21 protein-coding genes are annotated in these 19,646 nt (G+C 65.4%); 11 read left to right on the top strand and 10 right to left on the bottom strand.

The features are described 5' to 3' along the window. Positions 1-140: 140 nt before the first annotated feature. Genes phnN through phnF form a run of 3 tightly spaced genes read right to left on the bottom strand, consistent with a single transcriptional unit; the run spans position 141 to position 2,235 of the window. On the bottom strand, positions 141-713 hold the full coding sequence (gene phnN, locus PAN31108_RS19765) for a phosphonate metabolism protein/1,5-bisphosphokinase (PRPP-forming) PhnN (RefSeq protein WP_150670477.1): 573 nt from the start codon (positions 711-713) through the stop codon (positions 141-143). After that, positions 710-1,477, bottom strand: a complete 768-nt coding sequence (locus PAN31108_RS19760) for a DUF1045 domain-containing protein (RefSeq protein ID WP_150670476.1) — start codon at positions 1,475-1,477, stop codon at positions 710-712. Before PAN31108_RS19760 ends, phnN begins: the two co-directional genes overlap by 4 nt. Further along, entirely contained in the window at positions 1,474-2,235 is a 762-nt protein-coding gene (gene phnF / locus PAN31108_RS19755; RefSeq protein WP_150670475.1) for a phosphonate metabolism transcriptional regulator PhnF, read from the bottom strand. The genes PAN31108_RS19760 and phnF overlap by 4 nt, the downstream gene beginning before the upstream one ends. A gap of 93 nt (positions 2,236-2,328) precedes the next feature. On the opposite strand from phnF, the gene phnG reads away from it, so the two are divergent. From phnG to PAN31108_RS19720, 7 genes are all read left to right on the top strand, one after another. Beyond that, complete coding sequence (phnG, locus tag PAN31108_RS19750) at positions 2,329-2,820, top strand: phosphonate C-P lyase system protein PhnG (RefSeq protein ID WP_150670474.1); 492 nt, start codon at positions 2,329-2,331, stop codon at positions 2,818-2,820. Beyond that, a complete protein-coding gene (gene phnH, locus PAN31108_RS19745) occupies positions 2,821-3,465 on the top strand; it encodes a phosphonate C-P lyase system protein PhnH (RefSeq protein WP_150670473.1) in 645 nt (214 codons plus the stop codon). Beyond that, positions 3,465-4,772 carry a carbon-phosphorus lyase complex subunit gene (locus PAN31108_RS19740; protein ID WP_150670472.1) on the top strand — a complete coding sequence of 436 codons (1,308 nt, stop codon included), beginning with the start codon at positions 3,465-3,467 and terminating at the stop codon, positions 4,770-4,772. The genes phnH and PAN31108_RS19740 overlap by 1 nt, the downstream gene beginning before the upstream one ends. Beyond that, positions 4,769-5,743: an alpha-D-ribose 1-methylphosphonate 5-phosphate C-P-lyase PhnJ gene (locus tag PAN31108_RS19735; protein ID WP_150670471.1), complete on the top strand. Its 975-nt coding sequence runs from the start codon at positions 4,769-4,771 to the stop codon at positions 5,741-5,743. Before PAN31108_RS19740 ends, PAN31108_RS19735 begins: the two co-directional genes overlap by 4 nt. A gap of 38 nt (positions 5,744-5,781) precedes the next feature. Then, positions 5,782-6,555 carry a phosphonate C-P lyase system protein PhnK gene (gene phnK / locus PAN31108_RS19730; RefSeq protein WP_150670509.1) on the top strand — a complete coding sequence of 258 codons (774 nt, stop codon included), beginning with the start codon at positions 5,782-5,784 and terminating at the stop codon, positions 6,553-6,555. An 80-nt stretch (positions 6,556-6,635) separates the two neighbouring features. Then, positions 6,636-7,340, top strand: a complete 705-nt coding sequence (gene phnL / locus PAN31108_RS19725; protein WP_174995062.1) for a phosphonate C-P lyase system protein PhnL — start codon at positions 6,636-6,638, stop codon at positions 7,338-7,340. A gap of 16 nt (positions 7,341-7,356) precedes the next feature. Next, entirely contained in the window at positions 7,357-8,502 is a 1,146-nt protein-coding gene (locus tag PAN31108_RS19720; RefSeq protein ID WP_150670469.1) for an alpha-D-ribose 1-methylphosphonate 5-triphosphate diphosphatase, read from the top strand. 211 nt (positions 8,503-8,713) lie between these two features. Here the strand turns inward: PAN31108_RS19720 and phnE are convergent, their stop codons facing one another. The 7 genes from phnE to PAN31108_RS19685 all read right to left on the bottom strand — a co-directional run bounded on the left by phnE (position 8,714) and on the right by PAN31108_RS19685 (position 16,449). Further along, positions 8,714-9,520 carry a phosphonate ABC transporter, permease protein PhnE gene (phnE, locus tag PAN31108_RS19715; protein ID WP_150670508.1) on the bottom strand — a complete coding sequence of 269 codons (807 nt, stop codon included), beginning with the start codon at positions 9,518-9,520 and terminating at the stop codon, positions 8,714-8,716. A gap of 155 nt (positions 9,521-9,675) precedes the next feature. Beyond that, entirely contained in the window at positions 9,676-10,644 is a 969-nt protein-coding gene (gene phnD / locus PAN31108_RS19710; RefSeq protein WP_150670468.1) for a phosphonate ABC transporter substrate-binding protein, read from the bottom strand. 124 nt (positions 10,645-10,768) lie between these two features. Next, positions 10,769-11,644 (bottom strand): phosphonate ABC transporter ATP-binding protein, encoded by an 876-nt coding sequence (gene phnC / locus PAN31108_RS19705; protein WP_150670467.1) that lies wholly within the window; start codon positions 11,642-11,644, stop codon positions 10,769-10,771. 527 nt (positions 11,645-12,171) lie between these two features. Further along, positions 12,172-12,927, bottom strand: a complete 756-nt coding sequence (locus PAN31108_RS19700) for a DeoR/GlpR family DNA-binding transcription regulator (RefSeq protein ID WP_150670466.1) — start codon at positions 12,925-12,927, stop codon at positions 12,172-12,174. A 76-nt stretch (positions 12,928-13,003) separates the two neighbouring features. Then, positions 13,004-13,618, bottom strand: a complete 615-nt coding sequence (locus PAN31108_RS19695; protein ID WP_150670465.1) for a LysE family translocator — start codon at positions 13,616-13,618, stop codon at positions 13,004-13,006. Between the two features lie 109 nt (positions 13,619-13,727). Next, positions 13,728-14,279, bottom strand: coding sequence for an adenine phosphoribosyltransferase (locus PAN31108_RS19690; protein ID WP_150670464.1), 552 nt, complete (start codon positions 14,277-14,279; stop codon positions 13,728-13,730). 187 nt (positions 14,280-14,466) lie between these two features. Beyond that, positions 14,467-16,449: a monovalent cation:proton antiporter family protein gene (locus tag PAN31108_RS19685; protein WP_150670463.1), complete on the bottom strand. Its 1,983-nt coding sequence runs from the start codon at positions 16,447-16,449 to the stop codon at positions 14,467-14,469. A gap of 215 nt (positions 16,450-16,664) precedes the next feature. Between PAN31108_RS19685 and PAN31108_RS19680 the strand changes: the two genes are divergently transcribed. From PAN31108_RS19680 to lptA, 4 genes are read left to right on the top strand one after another with little or no spacing between them, the layout of a single operon-like run. Beyond that, complete coding sequence (locus PAN31108_RS19680) at positions 16,665-17,645, top strand: KpsF/GutQ family sugar-phosphate isomerase (RefSeq protein WP_150670462.1); 981 nt, start codon at positions 16,665-16,667, stop codon at positions 17,643-17,645. Between the two features lie 11 nt (positions 17,646-17,656). Continuing rightward, positions 17,657-18,211, top strand: coding sequence for a KdsC family phosphatase (locus PAN31108_RS19675; RefSeq protein WP_150670461.1), 555 nt, complete (start codon positions 17,657-17,659; stop codon positions 18,209-18,211). Positions 18,212-18,235: 24 nt separating this feature from the next. Continuing rightward, complete coding sequence (gene lptC, locus PAN31108_RS19670) at positions 18,236-18,931, top strand: LPS export ABC transporter periplasmic protein LptC (RefSeq protein ID WP_150670460.1); 696 nt, start codon at positions 18,236-18,238, stop codon at positions 18,929-18,931. After that, the gene (gene lptA / locus PAN31108_RS19665) at positions 18,928-19,623 is read left to right on the top strand and encodes a lipopolysaccharide transport periplasmic protein LptA (RefSeq protein ID WP_150670459.1); all 696 of its coding nucleotides are present in this window, start codon (positions 18,928-18,930) and stop codon (positions 19,621-19,623) included. The genes lptC and lptA overlap by 4 nt, the downstream gene beginning before the upstream one ends. Positions 19,624-19,646: the final 23 nt, after the last annotated feature.

Raw genomic sequence — 19,646 nt, 5'->3', positions numbered from 1 at the left:
ATACCTCCCACATGCACCACCCACATGCCCGAGCCGCATGCCCGGCTGACAGGCATCGCCCCATTCCATTTCCCCGCTCCCTCGCCCCCTTCTGCCCGCGCTCTCCCTCTCCCCCGCTCCCCCCGGTAGCCGCTCCGATATCAGGCGGCGGCCTGCATCGTCAGTAACGAGACAAGGCGCTCCCCCGCCTCGGCCAGCGCACCGTCGTTGTTGACGACCGTCAGCGCAATGCCGTCGGGCGGCGTCCACGACACGTTGTGCGCGACGCGTTTGTCGAGTGCGTCACCGGTTTCGCGTCCGCGATTGGCCAGACGCATCGCCCTGACCTCCGGATCGACGCGAATTTCCACCAGATGCAGCCGTTCGCCATAGCGCGCGACGACCTGGGCGAGAAACGCGCGCGAGCCATTCACGACGACGTGCGCCCCGGCGCTCAGCCATGCATCGATCTCGATACCGATGCCATAGCGGCAATCGTGGCTGTCCCAGTCGAGTGCGAAGCATCCGAGCGAATGGCGCAGGGCGAACTCCCCGTGCGACAGCGCGATGTGGTTCTCGCCCTGCGACGGCGCCCGCGTGATGTAACGATGCGCGAAGAGCACCGGCGCACCGCCCGGCGAGGCGCCGTCCAGCCGCGCACGCGCATACGCGAGCAACGCGTCCTTGCCCGCGCCGGACGGCCCCATCACGTAGTAAAGACGTGCGTGATTCATGCGGCTTTCCCGAACGCGAAACGGTCGAAGACGTGGAAGGGTTCGCCGGGCGTCGGCTGGACGAAGACGGCGAGACTGTCGACGCGCATCGGTCCGAGCGCCTGCACGCGCGGTCGCCACCAATCGGTGATGACGGTGGCGTCGGCCGCATCGACGCGATCCGACAGCGTCACGTGAAAACGAAATTCCTCGAACACATACGGATAGCCCCATTGGGCGAGGCACTCGCGTTGCCTCGATGTCAGCCACTGCGGGTTTCGTCTGGCGAGTTCGGCCTCGGTGAGCGGCGCGCGCAAGGTGTCGAACGCCACCACACAATCGGCGGCAAGGGCGTTGACGGCGTTTTCGTCGGCGGCGCCGGCTTCCGGGCGCAACGCCACGAAGCCCGCACGCGTGCCCTTCTCCGTGCCGATCACGTCCGTATGCACCACGAGATCGAACGGCGCGTGACGGGCCGCAACGGCCGTCGCGATACCCATTAGATCGCTTAGCGTCGCCTGCGGTGCGAGACGCATCGGCGCTTTGAGCGTAGCGTGCAACCCATAGCGACGCGGATCTGTCGTCAGGTCGTGCAATGCTCGCGACAGCCCGGGCACGCTCGGCGCCTGCCGTTCGACACCGGTCATCGCGTCGCGTCCCAGCCAGCGGCTGCCTTCGTTCCACCAGCAAGCGTCCGACGGCGGTGCGTAATAGATCGCGAAGCGCGCGACGTTCAGGTCGAATGCCCGTCGGTCCACGTCATTGATGCCGTGCATGCCGCTCATTGCGTCTCCCCCTGCACCACGAGTTGCATACGGTCCGCCGGGAAGTAGGCGATGCCGTACTTGATCGGCTTGCCCGCTTCGTCCACATCGGTACTCTCCACGCTGAGCACGGGTTGCTGACGGTTGATCCCAAGGTGGCGCGCGATGTCGGCGTCTGGCATACGTGCGCCGATGCGGCTCTCGCGACGCGTGTAATCGTGCACGCCGAACACGGCGAGCGCAGCGCTGATCGATTCGTGCTGCGAGAAGACGTCGGGGAAATCGGGAAAGCGCGTCGCCGGAAACCAGTTCTCGCTGTAAGCGAGCGGCAGTTCGATACCTTGCGGGTCGAGACTGCGACGCGCCAGTTCCACGCGATAGACGGGCGCCCCCACACGCAGGCCCAGTGCGTGCGCAACGCTGCCCTCGGCCTTGAGCTTGTGCGCCGAAATGATCTGCTGCGCCGTCTTGAGATGGTTCTGCGAGAGGTTTTCGGTGAAACGGGTGCGGCGTCCGATCACATAGCCGATCGCGGCCGGCTGCACGAACGTACCCCGACCGTGTTCGACGTTGACCAGTCCCTGCTCGGCCAGCCCGAGAATCGCGCGACGCACGGTATGCCGGTTCACGCCGAACCTCACGGCGAGATCGGTCTCGCTTGGCAGACGGTCGTCCGGCAAGCCTTCGCCGTATCGGCGCTCACCGATCTCCGTTGCCAGAATCTGCGCAATCTGCCGCCAGACGGCAACACCGCCACCGCGTTCGAGTTGTGCTGTCATCAAATTGACACCCCGCAAAGTTGTAATGAGGTCGCGAGTTCTTCCTCACTGCACGTATTGCGATCATACACACGTCTATACGACTAGACAATTATGCCAATCCTATCTTCCGACACAACACGCGACGAGGACGGCGGCGCCCCGCAGCACAAGGCCGACCGCGCCAAGTGGCTTGCGGTGTTTGCGCGCGCCACGCGCGACGAACTCGACGACGCCATCGCCCGTTGCCCCGACGCGCCGCGATTCCTCTGGCTGCGTGCACCGCAGACCGGCCTCGTGCTGGTGCAGGGCCGCGTAGGCGGTAGCGGCGACCGCTTCAACCTCGGCGAGACGACCGTCACGCGCTGCACGCTGCGGCAGCAGGACGGCGTGGTGGGCACGGGTTATGTGCTCGGCCGCGACGCCGAGCGTGCGGCGCGCGTCGCGCGTCTGGACGCGCTCATGCAGATGCCGCAGCACCGCAACGTGCTCGCCGCCGGTCCGCTCACGGCGATCGCTCGACGTCTGGCGGCCAGCGCAGCACAGAACGACGCCGATGCGGCCGCGAGCCGCGTCGAATTCTTCACCATGGTCCGGGAGGCCTGAATGCCGACGGCAACGATTCCCGACTGGTCGGATCTGCAACCCGGTTTCGACGATCCGGTCCACGACGCCCAGGGCGTCTTCCGTGCCGTGCTCGAGGCCCTCGCGCGCCCCGGTCAGTTGCGCAGTGTGGGGAGACGGCTCGCGCATAGCGATGAAGCCAGCATTGCCGCACGCGCCATTCTCCTCGCGCTGGCGGACGCCACCACGCCGGTGTGGCTGCAAGCGCCGCTCGGCGAAGTCTCGAGTGCGCTGCGCTTTCACACCGGCGCGCCGCTGCTCGGCGGCGACGCCGGTCTGGCGACGGCGCAGTTCGCACTGCTCACCGATCCCGTCAACTGCCCGGCGCTGGAGCGCTTCGCCTTCGGCACGGCCGAATCGCCCGAGAACAGCGCCACGCTGATCGTCGATGTGCCCACGCTTTGCGAAGGCCATGAGGGCGATACGCACGACGGTGCGCTGCGTCTGCGCCTGCGCGGCCCTGGTATCCGGACGCATGCGGAGATCACCGTGGGCGGTCTGTCGGCCGCCTTCTGGCAGGCGCGCGCCGCCCTCGCGCCGCGCTTTCCCGCCGGCCTCGATCTGCTGATCGCCGCAGGCGACTCGGTGCTCGGGTTGCCGCGCACCACGCACGTGGAGGTTTGCTGATGTACGTCGCAGTCAAAGGTGGCGAGCGCGCCATCGAACAATCGTGGGATCTGCTCGCCAAAGCGCGACGCGGCAATCCCGACGTCCCCGCGCTCACCGTCGCACAAATCCGCGAGCAGATGCGCCTCGCCGTTTCGCGCGTGATGAGCGAAGGCGCGTTGTACGACGAAACGCTTGCGGCGCTGGCGATCAAGCAGGCGTCGGGCGACCTCGTCGAAGCGATCTTCCTGCTGCGCGCGTATCGCACGACGCTGCCGCGTCTGGGCACCACGAAACCGCTCGATACGGCCGCCATGCGTCTGTCGCGCCGCATCTCCGCCACGTTCAAGGACGTGCCCGGCGGTCAGGTGCTGGGCGCCACGTACGACTATACGCAGCGCCTGCTCGACTTCGCCCTGCTTGCCGAAGGCGAGACGGCGGACGATTCGCTGCCGGGGGAAACGACCGGCACGCCGGCATCGACGCCAGCCACAACCAACACAACCAACGCAACCAAGGCAACCGAGGCAACCGAGCCGAAGGCAGCAACGCCAGCCGCTACGGTCGGCACCCCGGACATTCCCGACGTGCCGCCCATCGCGGCCACCACGCGCATCACCGACATCATGAAGCGCGACGGTCTGCTCGAAGCGCTGAGCACCGACAGCAGCGATCCCGAGCCGCACGACCTCGTGCACTCACCGCTCTTCACGCCGGCCTCGCGCACGGCACGTCTACAGAACCTCGCACGCGGCGACGAGGGTTTCCTGCTCGCGCTCGGCTACTCGACACAGCGCGGCTACGGTAACGATCACCCGTTCGCAGGCGAGATTCGCCTCGGACAGGTCTCCATCGAGATCGAACCGGAAGAACTCGGCTTCGCCATCGATATCGGCGAGATCGCGGTGACGGAGTGTCAGATGGTCACGCAGTTCGGCGGCAATCAGGCAACCCCGCCGCAATTCACGCAGGGCTACGGACTGGCGTTCGGGCACAACGAACGCAAGGCGATGGCGATGTCGCTCGTCGACCGTGCACTGCGCACGAAGGAATTGGGCGACGAAGCGAACTCGCCCGCTCAGCAGCAGGAATTCGTGCTGTATCACAGCGACAACGTCGAGGCGTCGGGCTTCGTGCAGCACCTGAAGTTGCCGCATTACGTCGACTTTCAGGCCGAGCTGGAACTGGTGCGCCGTCTGCGCGCGGAGCATGCCGCGAAGTACGGCGCGAAGTACGGCACCCTCGCGGAAGAAACGCCGGCCGAGGGACCCCAGCGGAAGGGCGACGCCACGGCGGCTGCCGTCCCGCACACTCAGGAGGCAGCATGAACGACGCCGCCACGTTGCACGACACGCCCGGCGCCGCCGGGTCGACCACGGCGGCAACTGCCGCCACCACCGACGGCTACAACTTCGCGTTCCTCGACGAACACACCAAGCGCATGATTCGCCGCAGCCTGCTCAAGGCCGTGGCGATTCCGGGTTATCAGGTGCCGTTCGGGAGTCGTGAGATGCCGCTGCCTTACGGCTGGGGCACGGGCGGCATTCAGGTCAGCGCCGCCGTGATCGGCGCGCACGATACGCTCAAGGTGATCGACCAGGGCGCGGACGACACGACCAATGCCGTCAATATCCGACGCTTTTTCGCGCGCACGGCCGGTGTCGCCACCACGACGAAGACGTCGGAGGCCACCGTCATCCAGACCCGTCACCGCATTCCCGAAGCCTCGCTGCACGACGGTCAGATCCTCGTGTTTCAGGTGCCGATGCCCGAACCGATGTATCGCCTGGAGCCGCGCATTCACGAGTCGCGCAAGCTGCACGCACTCGGCGAATACGGCCTCATGCGCGTGCGTCTTTATGAAGACATCGTGCGCCACGGCGCGATCGCCACGACGTACGACTACCCGGTGATCGTCAACGGACGCTATCTCATGTCGCCGTCCCCGATTCCGAAATTCGACAACCCCAAGCTGCACATGAACCCGGCGCTGCAACTCTTCGGCGCGGGACGCGAGCGACGTCTGTACGCCATTCCGCCGTACACGTCGGTCGAGAGTCTCGACTTCGACGATCACCCGTTCGAGATCCAGAAGTGGGACGCGCATTGTGCCCTGTGCGGCGCGACCGACAGCTTCCTCGATGAAGTCATCACCGACGACCACGGCACCCGCATGTACGTGTGCTCGGACAGCGATTACTGCGGCGAGCGGGCCTCGGCCAGCATGGCCGAAGTCGCGCATGCCGCGAAAACACCGAGCGCATCGAGTGCAGCGAATGCAGCGAAGGAGAACGCATGAACGCGGTCACTGACACGGCACAGCGTGCCGTTGCGCCAATGAACGAGCCGCTGCTGCGCGTGGCCGGTCTCGGCAAGCATTACGGCGATCGCATCGGTTGCGCCGACGTGACGTTCGACCTGTGGCCGGGCGAAGTGGTGTGTGTCGTGGGCGAATCCGGCTCGGGCAAGTCGACGCTGCTGAACGCGCTCGCGCTGCGCCATGAAATCGACGCGGGCTCGCTGCACTATCGCGGCATCGACGGCACGATGCACGATCTCTGCGCGCTGGACGAAGCGCACAAGCGCCGCCTGCTGCGTACCGAGTGGGGTTTCGTCGAACAGAATCCGCGCGACGGCCTGCGCATGAACGTCTCGGCCGGCGGCAACATCGGCGACCGTCTGATGGCGGTCGGCGCGCGTCATTTCGGCGACATTCGCGAGAAGGCGCGTCACTGGATGGCGCAGGTCGAACTCGATCCGGCACGCGTGGACGAGATGCCCGGCGCGTTTTCCGGCGGGATGCAGCAGCGTCTGCAAATCGCGCGCAATCTGGTGACGGCGCCGCGTCTGGTATTCATGGACGAGCCGACCGCGGGTCTCGATGTGTCGGTGCAGGCACGCCTGCTCGACCTGCTGCGCTCGCTGGTGGAGCGCCTTCATCTTGCCGCCATTATCGTCACGCACGATATCGGCGTGGCGCGACTCATCGCGCACCGCCTGATCGTCATGCAGGCAGGGCGCGTGGTCGAGGCCGGGCTGACCGATCAGGTCCTCGACGACCCCCAACATCCCTATACGCAATTGCTGGTTTCCTCGGTGCTGCCCGTATGAACTCCGGAACTCCACTCACTACGTCTTCGACGTCCATCGGCGGCGCGGCGCTCACGCTCGGCACCCGAGAGGACGACGTCATGCTGCGGGCGCAGGGCTTGCACAAGACCTTCCGTCTGCACGCTCAGGGCGGCGCGGCGATTCCGGCGCTCGAAGGTATCGATCTGACGGTGCGACGCGGGGAATGCGTTGCGCTCGTGGGCCCCTCCGGCTCGGGCAAGAGCACCTTGCTGCGTTGTCTGTACGGCAACTATCTCGCCGGCGAGGGGCGCATCGAGATCCGTCACGATGCTGGCGACGGCGAGCGCTGGATCGACATCACGACGGCCACCGCACGCGAAGTGCTGTCCGTGCGTCGCACGACGCTCGGTTACGTCAGTCAGTTCCTGCGTGTGATCCCGCGTGTGACCACGCTGGACATCGTGGCGGAGCCGCTGCGTCGCCTTGGCCACAGCGAGGCCGATGCGGCCGGACGCGCGCGCGACCTGCTCGCGCGTCTGAACATTCCCGAGCGTCTCTGGGCACTCGCGCCGGCGACGTTCTCGGGCGGCGAGCAACAGCGCATCAACATCGCGCGCGGGCTGATTGCCGCAGCGCCGGTGCTGCTGCTCGACGAGCCGACCGCGTCGCTCGATGCGCAGAACCGCGCCGTGGTCTCGCAATTGATTACCGAAGCCCGCGCGGCGGGTAGCGCCATCGTCGGCATCTTCCATGACGAGGCGACTCGCGACGAAGTGGCGACGCGCACGCTCGCCATGCGCCCCGTGCTTCGTCCCGCTCATTGATTCCCGGAGTTTGTCCATGCTTATCAAGAACGCCCGCATCGTCACACCCGACACTACCTTCACGGGTGTGGTCGAAGTGCGCGAGGGTCTCATCCACGCTGTGGAGGAAGGCACGACGCAGGCCGCCGAGGCCGTCGACTGGGAGGGCGACTATCTGGTGCCGGGTCTGGTCGAGTTGCACACCGACAACCTGGAGAAGCATCTGGCGCCGCGTCCCGGCGTGCACTGGAACACACACGCCGCCTTCGCGATTCACGATGCGCAGGTCGCCGCCGCCGGCATCACCACCGTGTTCGACTCGCTGGTGATCGGCGAGCGCGACGCGTCGGGTCTGCGCAGCCGCAAGGTGCAGGCCGAATGCGGTCAGGCGTTGCTCGACACCATCGCCGCCGGGCTTTTCCGTGCGGATCACTTTCTGCATTTGCGCTGCGAAATCGCCACGCAGGACGCGGCCGACACGTTCGCCGAGATGTGCGATCACCCGTTGCTGCGTCTGGTCTCGGTAATGGATCACACGCCGGGGCAGCGGCAGTGGCACGACCCGGTGTTGCATCGTCAGTATCACGAGCGCAACGGCAAGGTGCCGGACGCGCAGTGGGAAGCGATGCTCGCCGATCTGAAAGCACAGCAGGAGAAGTACGCCATTCCGCATCGCCGCAGCATCGTGGAGATGAGCCGCGCGCGCGGCCTGCCGCTCGCAAGCCACGACGATACGTCGCGCGAACATGTGGAGGAAGCCGAGCGCGACGGTGTGGCGCTGTCGGAGTTTCCGACGACACTGGTGGCGGCACGCGCCGCGCACGAGAAGTCGATCGGCGTGATCATGGGCGCGCCGAATGTCGTGCGCGGCGGTTCGCACTCGGGCAATGTGGCGGCGGCCGAGCTGGCACGTGAAGACGTGCTGGACATTCTGTCGTCGGACTATGTGCCGGCGAGTCTGCTGCAAGCGGCGTTCCAGTTGCATAACGATCATGCCGACTGCGGCTGGACGCTATCGAAAGCCATGCGTACGGTGTCGTGGAACCCGGCGCAGTCGGCGGGCCTGACGGATCGCGGCGGCATCAGACCGGGCCTGCGCGCCGACCTGGTGCGCGTGGCCACCCGCCACGGCATGCCGCCGATTCCACGTGAGACGTATCGGGTCGGGCAGCGGATCGCCTGATTCCCCGCGCCCGGTTGACTGAGAAAGGCCGCCGTTGCGGCCTTTCTCTTTGCGCCGCGTATCCCTGGTGAAGGCGCCGCGACGGGCGATGCCGTCAGCTTGCCGCGCCGAAGCAAGAACAAGAAAAGGCGCCGGAGCGCCCTTTCTTTATCCCCCCCGAGACTCGCACGGGCACCGCGACGATATCGCCAATCGAAGCGTCAAGGTCAAGTCAGATCACCAACTTGCGCACTCGCGCCGAGAAGACGTCGATACACGTCACCACGATCACCATGATCACCATGACCGCGCACGTCTGTGCGTACTGGAAGCTGCGAATCACCTCGTAGAGCACCACGCCGATGCCGCCCGCACCGACCATGCCGACCACCGACGCCGAACGTACGTTCGACTCGAAGCGGTACAGCGTGTAAGAAATCCACAGCGGCATTACCTGCTGCAGCACGCCGTAGAGGATTTCGTCGATGGCGCGGGCGCCCGTGGCCCGCACGCCTTCGACCGGACGCGGATCGATCGCCTCGACCGCTTCGGCGAAGAGCTTCGAGAGCGTGCCAGTCGTATGAACCCACAAGGCCAGCACGCCCGCGAACGGGCCGAGACCGACGGCCACGATGAAGAGCATCGCAAACACCATCTCGTTGATCGCGCGACACGCGTCCATGACACGACGCACCGGCTGGTAGACCCACGCCGGCACCATGTTCGACGCCGAGAGCAAGCCCATCGGGATCGAACACACCACCGCGAGGACCGTGCCCCAGACGGCGATATGAATCGTCACCATCATCTCGTGGAAGTACACCCGCCAATCACGGAAGTCGGGCGGGAAGAAATCGTGCGCGAACTGGCTCATGTTGCCGGAATCGCGAATCAGGTCGAGCGGGCGCATATCGGCGCCGCTCCACGACCACACCAGGACCAGAAAGAAGACGCCCCAACTGATCAGGGAGAGCCACGAACGCTTGGGCGGCTCGCCCGGCAGTCGGCCGTTGGCAGTGATAGATGCGCTGGTGTTCATGTCGAGTACCACGAGTCGTACCGGCACGGCAGCGGCCGGTGGGGAAATCGAACGGCTGAGGAGACGGCGATCCCGGTCTGCCGGAACCGCCATCGCTTGCATCAACGGCGAACGTCGGTCACAGGCTCGACTTCGCCCATGCCGACACGACCGCCTTACTTCGTCTTGTTCAGTTGCTGGTCGAGGGCTGCGAGCTTGCTGTCGATGTCGGCCATTTGCGTCTTCTTCTTGTCCGCGTCGAGCGTCGTGTCCGACTCAAGCTGCACCCTCTGCTTGAAGAGTTCGAGCTGACGGATCGGCAGGAGCTGCGCGTCCGACGACGGGCGGAAGCCACCGTAGTTGTAGATGTTCTTCAGCACTTCCTTTTCGTGTGCGTCCTTGCCGTACGACAGGAAGAAGTCGCGCACCTTCTTCTTCGTGGCGTCGGGCATGTCCTTGCGCCACAGCAACGGATCCGACGGGATCAGCGGCGACTTCCAGATCACGTGGACCTGCTTGGCCTTCTCCGGCTGCGTTTGCTGGATCTTGGCCAGTTCTTCGGTGTTGTTCGTGGCCACGTCGACCTGATTGTTGATCACGGCCATCATGTTCGCGCCGTGGTTCGAGCTGCGTGCCGTCTTGAAGTACGTGCGCGGATCGATGTTGTTCTTCGCGAACACGTAGTAACCCGGCACCAGCGTGCCCGACGTCGAAGTCGGGTCGCCCAGACCGAAATTGATCTTCTTGCCGTTCTTGATCACGTCGTCGAGCGTCTTGTACGGGCTCGATACGTTCGAGATCAACAGCGAGTAGTAGCCTTCCGAGCCGTCGGCGTTGATGATCTTCGCGAAGATTTCGCCGTTCGAGCGGTCGACCGCTTCCATCGCGCCCTTGTTCCCCATCCACGCGAGCTGCACCTTGTTGAAGCGCATGCCTTCGATCACGCCGGCGTAGTCGGTCGCGAAGAACGGCGTCACCTTCAGACCCGTTTGCTTCTCCATATCGTCGATCAACGGCTGCCAGCGTTGACGCAGCGCAGCGCTGGAGTCGGTCGAGATGATGCCGAAATTGATTTCCTGCGCGTGCGCCGCCGCCACCGAGGCGATCATGGCCACGCCGGCCAGCAGGGTTTTCCACAGTTTCATGAGAGCAAGCTCCTGGTCAGATAAGGCCTTTGGCAAAGGCTTAGGTGAAGCGGGTTTAGGCAGATGCGGCTTGAGACGGATCAAGACGGCATGCGACGCAACGGAACCCCACGCAGCGCGGGGCTCAGGTCAGGCTCAGCGACATCGAGGTCAGGAACGGCGCTTCGGCCTCAGCCGGCTTCGCGCTCGCGTCGCCGACGGCGCCTTCCGCCTCGTCCGACGACTCGTTGAGCAACTCGCTCGCCTGCACGCCGTACAAGCGACGCAACACGTCGGGCGTGAGCGCCGAAGACGGGCCGTCGTACACCACACGCCCCTGATGCAGCGCAACGGTGCGCACGCAATAGCGCATGGCCACGTCCACCTGATGCAGCGACACGACGACAGTCAGCTTGTGATCGCGGTTCATGCGCGCGAGCATGTCCATCACCTTGCGCGCCGACTCCGGGTCGAGCGACGCAATCGGTTCGTCCGCGAGAATGATCCTGGCGCCCTGCACGAGCGTGCGGGCCAGCGCCGCGCGCTGCTGCTGGCCACCGGAGAGCGTGCTGGCACGTTGGAACGCCAGATCGCCGATACCGACTTCGGCCAGCGCCGTCAGCGCGGCCTGACGCTCGGCCGGGGTGAAGCGAAACAGCAGGCTGCGCCACAGCGGCACACGGGCGAGCAAACCCGTCAGCACGTTGGTGATGACCGGCAGACGCCCCACGAGGTTGAATTGCTGGAAGACGAACCCGATGTCGCGGCGAATCTGACGCACTTCGCGCACGATGCGGCCATCGCGCTGGATCGGACGACCGAGAATCTCGATGCTGCCCGGCTGAAGATCGGCCGCGACGAAGCCGGCGATGTGCCGCATCAGCGTCGACTTGCCCGAGCCGGAAGCGCCGATCAGGGCGACCATTTCGCCCGGCATGACCTTGAGCGCCACCTCATCCAGTGCACGACGGCCGCTGCCGAAAGTCTTGGTCAGTCGCTCGATTCGAATCGCTTCGTCCACGGTTCACCTGTCAGTCTGAATGCCGGTCGGCCCCGATGCACCACGGTCCGCGACATCCCGCTCGGGGACGTTGTCGCCGCATCGCTCGACTAGCTGTTTTGTGGCAATTTGTGCCAAAAGTGAACGCAGTCTAAAAAGCCTCGATGACAACACAGTGACAATCGACCAGCTTTTTCCCGCATGGCCAAAACCCTTGTCCACTCAATGATTTGGCAACGTTTCCCACGTTACTTCAGGCTTTGTGGCAGCGGTGTGACTATCAGGAGACGTGAGATTCGAGGGCGGCATCGTCTGGACGACGACGGCACTTTGTCTACATTTTTTTCCAAAGCACACGCGTGTGCGCCGATCGAAAAAACGGCGGCAAAAGGCCGTCCCGCAAGGATCCCGGAAAGGTATAGACGATGAGACTTTTACGGCGCGACGCCCACGTCGTGGCGACGTGTGGCGTGCTGTGGCGACCTATGGCGTGGTCGCCGGCGGGGTCGCGACAGGCGCGAGGGCAAAGCGAGGGCGAATGCCGGGCGTCAGGCGATCAGCAACTCGGGGCCACGCGCGCGCAACTGCGCGAGCATGCTCTTGTGCGGCGCGGCGTCGCTGATGAGATAGCGTGCGGCTTCGAAGTGACGAATGCGCACGGGCGTCACGCGACCGAACTTGGTGTGGTCCGCCACCACGGCGGAAACGTTCGCGCTCAGCAGCATGCGTGCGCGCAGCTCGGCCGCCGCACGATTGAAGTCGGTGATGCCGCCGTCTTCCGTCACGCCGCCTACGCCGATGAAGGCGAAGTCGGCGTGGTACTGCGCGATCTGATTGATGGCGTCCCAGCCCTGCACGGCGTCTTCGTTGTCCTGCAACTCGCCGCCAAGCAGCGTCACCCGGTTATCGTGATGACGACCGAGCAGACGCGCGATCTGCCAGTCGTTCGTGTAGATCCGCAGCCGATGCTTCGAGAGCAGCGCCTGCGCCACGGCGCGAGTGGTCGTGCCGTAATCGATGATGACGGAAGCGCCGTCGGGCACCAGTTCCGCCGCACGCACGCCGATGGCGCGCTTGCCCACGGCGTTGACGTTCTCACGCAGCGTCCAGTCGGGTTCGCTGCGGTCGGCGGCCAGCGCGCCGCCGTGCGTCATGAGGAGCAGTCCGCGCGCGGCGAGCGTGTTGAGGTCGCGTCGCACGGTCTCGCGCGAGACCCCCAGTTCCCGCACCAGATCGCTGATCGCGAGCGCCCCGGTCTTGGCGAGTTGTTCGAGCACGTATTGTTGGCGTTGTTCGGCAAGCATGATCGGACAATATCAATGGATCAATTGGACTGCGAATTCAAAAGGGACGCGTCGTCGTTTGCGATGACACGGCGCGCTAGCCCTGCAAGGCAACGCGCAACCCCAGACCGATGAAGATCGCGCCGGCCGCGCGATCGAGCCAGCGCCCCGCGCCGGGACGACGTTTGAGCCACGTCCCCAGCACGCCCGCAAACCAGCCGTAAGCGCCGAACACGACGATGGTCTGCGCCATGAAGACCAGACCGAGCAGCACCATCTGCCAGCCCGGATGGGCAGCGTTCGCGCTCACGAACTGCGGCAGGAAGACGAGGAAGAACAGGGTGACCTTCGGATTGAGCATGTTGGCGAAGACGCTCTGACGGAAGACGGCCATCAGCGGCTGCGGCGTGGCGTCGTTCGCCAGCGTCAGCGCCCCGCGCGCGCGCAATGCCCTGATGCCGATCCAGATGAGATACGCCGCGCCGACAAGCTTGATCGCTTCGAATGCCCACGGCGACGAGCGCAGCACGGCGGCAAGGCCCACCGCCGCAATCGCGGTGTGAAAGCAGCACCCGAAGGTAAAGCCTGCGGCCGCCGCCAGCCCCGCGCGGCGGCCCTGTGCGATACCGCGCGCGATGACCTGCATGTTGTCGGGGCCCGGTACGAGCGTGATCGCGACCGAAGTCAGCAGGAACAGCCAGAGGTTGGGCATCGGAACGTTTGGATCGTAGCGCCGGCAATGGATGCGCAGGCCGGCGGCGGGTTCAGGAGATAGCGTCGTGTGCCGCCGTCACGAAGACCGCGGTTGCGATTGTCAGGACTCAATGACCTTCGAACGAGCACAGCAGGAAGAGCGCCAGCCCCGCGTCGCGAATCAGCCGCGAGCCGCCCAGCTCCGGCAGGTCGACGATGGCCGCGCCTTCGATGACGGTCGCGCCGAGTCGCTCCAGCAGCTTCTTGCCTGCGAGCATCGTGCCGCCGGTGGCGACCAGATCGTCGATCAACAGAACGCGATCGCCGGGACCGCATGCGTCGGCATGAATCTCGACCGTCGCGCTGCCGTATTCCAGTTCGTACTCTTCCGCGACCGTCTGATAAGGCAGTTTGCCTTTCTTGCGAATGGGGATGAATCCGACGTTGAGCTCGTACGCGAGAATCGAGCCGAGGATGAAACCGCGTGCGTCGAGGCCCGCGATGTAGTCGGGACGCTGCGCCATGTAGCGATGCACGAACACATCGATGAGCACCCGCAAGGTACGCGGGTTCTTGAGCAATGGCGTGATGTCGCGAAACTGCACACCGGGCGAAGGCCAGTCCGGCACGGTGCGGATCTGGCTCTTGATGTAGGCGGCAGGGGACTCGTCGATCTCCACGGGGATCCTTGTTGGGGTACTGATAGGGAACACGCCACATTATGCCAAAAAGGCCCGGCGTCCCTCCCAATTCGTGCCCTGCCCGGCCATCCGGACTATCCGGGCCCGCCTTGCCTGTTTCGGCGATCGGCGTCGGTGGACTGTCGTTGTCTCCGGACGTTTCCGACCGTTCCCCTGCGCGGTTGCGCTACTCGCGCCCCAGCAGACGCATCTCCGCCTCGACCAGCTTGTCGGGCAGGCCGCGCAGCACGACGATGTCCTCGGCCATCAGACGCGTCTGCGCGATCGGCTCCACCCCGCGAATGCCGTGCCGGCGGATCGCCGTGACCGTCACGCCCAGCTTGTCCAGGCGAAGTTCGCCAAGCGTGCGGCCCACGGCATCGGCATTGAGGGGAAGCGGCACCGATTGCAGGCGCACCTGCTCGCGCTCGCCGCCCTCATCCTCGTCGTCCAGCCCATGAAAGTAGCCCCGCAACAGACTGTAGCGCTCGTTACGGGCCTGGGCCACACGACGCAACACGCGACGCATCGGCACTCCCATGAGCACCAGCGCGTGCGAGGCGAGCATCAGACTGCCCTCCACGATCTCCGGCACGACTTCGGTCGCCCCCGCCGCGATGAGGTCGTCGATATGGGTGTCGTCAACGGTGCGCACCACCACCGGCAGCGTCGGCTCCAGCGACTGCACCTGCGCGAGCACCTTGAGCGCCGCCGGCGTGCTGTCGTACGTCACCACGATTCCCGCTGCACGGTGAATCCCCGCCGCGACCAGCGCCTCGCGCCGGGCCGCGTCGCCGAACACGACCGTCTCGCCCGAACTGGCGGCTTCCATCACCCGATCCGGATCGAGATCGAGCGCCACATACCCGATACCCTCCTGCTCGAGCATGCGCGCAAGGTTCTGACCGCATCGACCATAGCCGCAGATGATGACGTGCCCCGACGTTTTGATGCTCTGCGTGGCGATCTTCGTCATCTGCAACGACTGCATCATCCATTCGTTGGCGACGAAGCGCAGCGCGATACGGTCGGCATTGATGATGAGGAAAGGCGCACACAGCATCGAGAGCAGCATGCCGGCCAGCACCGCCTGCGAGAGCGACGGGTCGAGCAGATTGCGGTCGATCACCAGATTGAGCAGCACGAAACCGAATTCGCCCGCCTGCGCGAGCCCCAGCCCGGTGCGGATCGCCGTGCCCGGCGGGCTGCCGAACAGACGCGCGAGCCCGGCGATGAGCGTGAACTTGACGAGCAGCGGGCCGACGAAGAAAAGCAGCACGAGCAGCGGATGCTTGAGCACGATGCCCGGGTTGAGCAGCATGCCGGTCGTGATGAAGAACAGGCCCAGCAACACGTCGCGAAACGGCTTGATGTCGTCTTCCACCTGATGGCGAAACGGCGTCTCCGCGATCAGCATGCCCGCGATGAACGCGCCCAGTGCCATCGACAGGCCCAGATGCTCGGTGATGTAGGCCAACCCAAGCGTGAGCAGCAGCAGGTTGAGCATGAAAAGCTCTTGCGAGCGCCGCGCCGCCACGATATGGAACCAGCGGCCGACCAGTTTCTGGCCGAGCCAGAGCAGCAAGGCGAGCGCCCCCGTGATCTTGAGCGCGGCGAGCGACAGCGCCAGCACCAGCGCCTTGGAATTGCCGCCGAGCGCGGAGATCACGATGAGCAGCGGCACCACGGCCAGATCCTGAAACAGCAGCACTCCCATGATGTTGCGGCCGTGCTCCGTCTCCAGTTCGAGCCGCTCGGCCAGCATCTTCGTGACGATGGCCGTCGAGGACATGGCCAGCGCACCGCCCAGCGCCACCGACGCCTGCCAGGAGAACGACCAGAACAGATTGACCAGCGCGCCCAGCCCGACGGCGACGAGCAATGTTCCCAAAACCTGGGAAACGCCCAGCCCGAGGACCACCCGCCGCATGCTCTTGAGCTTCGGCAGGGAAAACTCGATACCGATGGAGAACATCAGGAAGACGACGCCGAACTCCGCCAGGTACTGCACGCGCTGCGAATCGGAGGCGAGCCCCAGCGCATGCGGGCCGATAACGATGCCCACGCTCAGGTAGCCGAGCATCGGCGGCAGATGGAGCATACGAAACAGCACCACCCCGACGCAGGCGGCAAACAACAGAACGAGAGTGAGTTCGAGCGGCGATGCCATCAGCTAGGGTCAGGTTTCCTGAGTGATACATAGTCAGCGGGGTGCATTGTCTGGCATGCGCCCGGCATGTGTCATGCAAAACACATGCCAGATTACGTCCGGGCGTCAGGCCCGGCGCGCAAACCGGGCCGCTTCGGGCGATGTCCCGAAAGGCGCGGGGCCAGACGTGGCGCGGCTGTCCTTCGACGCCACGTCCGTTTTGATATACTCCGCGCATGATAGCGAAAATCAATCCAGGCCGGGCACTAGAGGTCGCCCGGGAGGTGTTGCGCACTGAAGCCGACGCCATCGAACGCGTGTCCGCACACCTCGACGACAGCTTCTTCGAAGCGGTCTCGCTTCTGCTCGCCTGCAAGGGACGGGTGGTCGTCACCGGGATGGGCAAGTCGGGCCATATCGGCCGCAAACTCGCCGCTACCTTCGCCAGCACCGGCACTCCCGCATTCTTCGTTCACCCGGCCGAGGCCAGCCACGGCGATTTGGGCATGATCACGGCCGACGACGTCGTGGTCGCCCTGTCCAACTCCGGCGAAACGGGTGAACTGGTGAGCATCCTGCCGATGATCAAGCGCATCGGCGCGAAGCTCATCGCCATGACCGGCAACGCCGCCTCCAGCCTCGGACGCCTGTCCGACGTGCATCTCGACGCTCACGTCGAGAAAGAGGCGTGCCCGCTCGGTCTCGCCCCCACGGCAAGCACCACGGCAGCCCTCGCCCTCGGCGATGCGCTCGCCGTCACGTTGCTCGACGCACGCGGTTTCGGCGCCGACGACTTCGCGCGATCGCATCCGGGCGGCGCGCTCGGCCGGCGTCTGCTCACGTTCGTGCGCGACGTCATGCGCACCGGCGACGCCATTCCCCGCGTGCGGAGCGACGCGAATCTCTCCGACGCGCTGATCGAGATGACCGCCAAGGGTCTGGGCATGACGGCCATCGTGGATGCCGACGACCGAGTCGTGGGTATTTTTACCGACGGCGATTTGCGTCGTTTGTTCAAACGCACGCTCGATTTCACCTCGCTGAAGCTGGCCGATGTCATGAAGACCGGCCCGCGCACCATCGGACCGGACCATCTCGCCGCCGAAGCCGCCGAATTGATGGAACGCTTCGGCATCATGCAACTGCTCGTGACCGAGAACGACCGCCTCGTCGGTGCGCTCAACGTCCACGACCTGTTCGCCGCCAAGGTCGTGTGAGTTTTCCATCCATGAGTCATCCCAGTACGACCACATTCGACGCAGCCGCCGCCACCGAGCGCGCCGCGCGTCTGCGCGTCATGGTGTTCGATGTCGACGGCGTACTCACCGACGGCGGCCTGCGTTACGGCCCTGCCGGGGAAGTCGTCAAGACGTTCGATTCGCTCGACGGACACGGCCTGAAGCTGCTCGCCGAGGCCGGGATCGTCACCGCCATCATCACCGGCCGCCAGTCCGACATCGTCGCCAGGCGCGCGGCGGATCTGCGCGTCGCGCACGTCTATCAGGGCGTGCAAGACAAACGCGCCGCGTTCGAGGATCTGTGCGCCAAGGTGTCCGTGACGGCCGACGTCTGCGGACATATCGGCGACGACTGGCCCGACCTGCCGGTGCTCACGCGCGTGGCCTTCGCGGCCTGCCCGGCCAATGCACACGCCGAAGTGAAGGCGCGTTGCCACTGGATCGCCGGCACACGCGGAGGCGAAGGCGCCGTGCGCGAGTTGTGCGACTTCATCCTGCGCGCGCAGGGGCGTTACGACGCCCTGCTCGCCGAAGCGCTCGCCTGACGCGTCGAGGGAGCCGATCCACTCATGGCCATTCAACGCGTCTCTCCGTCTTCGCTGCTTGCCATCGTCGTTCTGGCGGGGCTGGCGGCGGGCACGTACTGGCTCGTGCAACGCACGCTGCCGTCGGATGCCGACCGCACGCCGTACGTGAAGCAACACATCCCCGATTACTACGCCGACGATCTGGTGATCTCCATGTTGTCGCCGAACGGCGCGACGCAGTACCGCGTCAACGCCGTTCACATGACACATTTCGAAGACGACCAGACGACGGCCATGACGATGCCCGCCGTGCGCGCCTTCACCCCGAATCAGCCGGAGGTGACGGCCACGAGCAAGCGCGGCACGCTGAACGCCGACATGTCGGTCGTCGATCTGTACGACGACGCCGTCGTCTTGCGTCAGGCGGGACCGAGAGACCCGGAGATGCGCGGGCTCTCGGAGCACTTCCAGGTGCTCATCAACGAAGACATCGTGCGTACCGAAAAGCCGGTCCAGTTGTTCCGCGGCTCGTCCGTGATGTACGGGGATGGCATGATTTTCAATAACATCACGCGCGCCGTACAATTGCTCGGCAATGTCCACGGCACGATCCAGCCGGCGGAACTGGGCGCCAAGCGTCCGCCCTCGTCCGGCGTGTCCGGCGTGTCCGGCCCGTCCGCTGCGCCCACCGCGCCGAGCGCACCACCTCAGACCCAACAGGGCTCCAAGACCCCATGACCGATCGCCTTCACCTGCGACCCGCTTCGTTATCGCTGCGCGCCCTGCGCGCGCTGGCAACCGCCTTCGCCGTTCTCGGTGCGCTGGCCGCGCCGCTCGCCCACGCCGAACGCGCCGACCGTGACAAACCGCTCAACATCGAGTCGGATCACATGAGCTACGACGACCTCAAGCAGGTCAACATCTTCACGGGCAACGTGACGATGACCAAGGGGACGATTCTCCTCAAGGCCGATCGCGTCGAAGTGACTCAGGATCCGGAGGGCTACCAGTACGCCACGGCTTACTACAAGCCGGGCGGCCCGCTCGCCTACATGCGTCAGAAGCGCGACGGCGTGGACGAATACATCGACGGCTGGGGCCAGAAGATCGTCTACAACGGCAAGACCGAAGTCGCCACGCTGACCACGCAGGCAACGCTCAAGCGTCTGGCCGGCGGCACGCGCGTGCTCGACGAGATTCACGGCAGCGTGATCACGTACGACACCTACAATGAGGTCTACACCGCCAACAGCGGCTCGGACCTGGTCAACGCCAACAATCCGAACGGCCGCGTGCGCGCCACGCTCGCCCCCCGCAACGCCACGGGCGCACAGGCAACGCCGCCCGGTGCGAGCCGGCCGGCAGCCGCGCCCAAGGGCGATCTGCCGCCGCTGTCGCCCTCCAAGTCCATCGGGAATCCGCGTGAGTAATACCGCCAACAACACTGCCAGCA

Source organism: Pandoraea anhela (genome assembly GCF_902459655.1).
GTDB classification, from domain to species: domain Bacteria; phylum Pseudomonadota; class Gammaproteobacteria; order Burkholderiales; family Burkholderiaceae; genus Pandoraea; species Pandoraea anhela.
This window is presented reverse-complemented; position numbering and strand designations above follow the sequence as displayed.

Coding starts and splice junctions, on each gene's coding strand:
- phnE (WP_150670508.1), bottom strand. CDS start 9,520: ATGAACACCAGCGCATCTATCACTGCCAACGGCCGACTGCCGGGCGAG.
- lptC (WP_150670460.1), top strand. CDS start 18,236: ATGGCCATTCAACGCGTCTCTCCGTCTTCGCTGCTTGCCATCGTCGTT.
- PAN31108_RS19695 (WP_150670465.1), bottom strand. CDS start 13,618: ATGCCCAACCTCTGGCTGTTCCTGCTGACTTCGGTCGCGATCACGCTC.
- phnK (WP_150670509.1), top strand. CDS start 5,782: ATGAACGAGCCGCTGCTGCGCGTGGCCGGTCTCGGCAAGCATTACGGC.
- PAN31108_RS19680 (WP_150670462.1), top strand. CDS start 16,665: ATGATAGCGAAAATCAATCCAGGCCGGGCACTAGAGGTCGCCCGGGAG.
- PAN31108_RS19675 (WP_150670461.1), top strand. CDS start 17,657: ATGAGTCATCCCAGTACGACCACATTCGACGCAGCCGCCGCCACCGAG.
- PAN31108_RS19740 (WP_150670472.1), top strand. CDS start 3,465: ATGTACGTCGCAGTCAAAGGTGGCGAGCGCGCCATCGAACAATCGTGG.
- PAN31108_RS19720 (WP_150670469.1), top strand. CDS start 7,357: ATGCTTATCAAGAACGCCCGCATCGTCACACCCGACACTACCTTCACG.
- phnF (WP_150670475.1), bottom strand. CDS start 2,235: ATGACAGCACAACTCGAACGCGGTGGCGGTGTTGCCGTCTGGCGGCAG.
- PAN31108_RS19685 (WP_150670463.1), bottom strand. CDS start 16,449: ATGGCATCGCCGCTCGAACTCACTCTCGTTCTGTTGTTTGCCGCCTGC.
- PAN31108_RS19760 (WP_150670476.1), bottom strand. CDS start 1,477: ATGAGCGGCATGCACGGCATCAATGACGTGGACCGACGGGCATTCGAC.
- phnH (WP_150670473.1), top strand. CDS start 2,821: ATGCCGACGGCAACGATTCCCGACTGGTCGGATCTGCAACCCGGTTTC.
- phnG (WP_150670474.1), top strand. CDS start 2,329: ATGCCAATCCTATCTTCCGACACAACACGCGACGAGGACGGCGGCGCC.
- PAN31108_RS19735 (WP_150670471.1), top strand. CDS start 4,769: ATGAACGACGCCGCCACGTTGCACGACACGCCCGGCGCCGCCGGGTCG.
- phnN (WP_150670477.1), bottom strand. CDS start 713: ATGAATCACGCACGTCTTTACTACGTGATGGGGCCGTCCGGCGCGGGC.
- phnL (WP_174995062.1), top strand. CDS start 6,636: ATGCTGCGGGCGCAGGGCTTGCACAAGACCTTCCGTCTGCACGCTCAG.
- lptA (WP_150670459.1), top strand. CDS start 18,928: ATGACCGATCGCCTTCACCTGCGACCCGCTTCGTTATCGCTGCGCGCC.
- PAN31108_RS19700 (WP_150670466.1), bottom strand. CDS start 12,927: ATGCTTGCCGAACAACGCCAACAATACGTGCTCGAACAACTCGCCAAG.
- phnD (WP_150670468.1), bottom strand. CDS start 10,644: ATGAAACTGTGGAAAACCCTGCTGGCCGGCGTGGCCATGATCGCCTCG.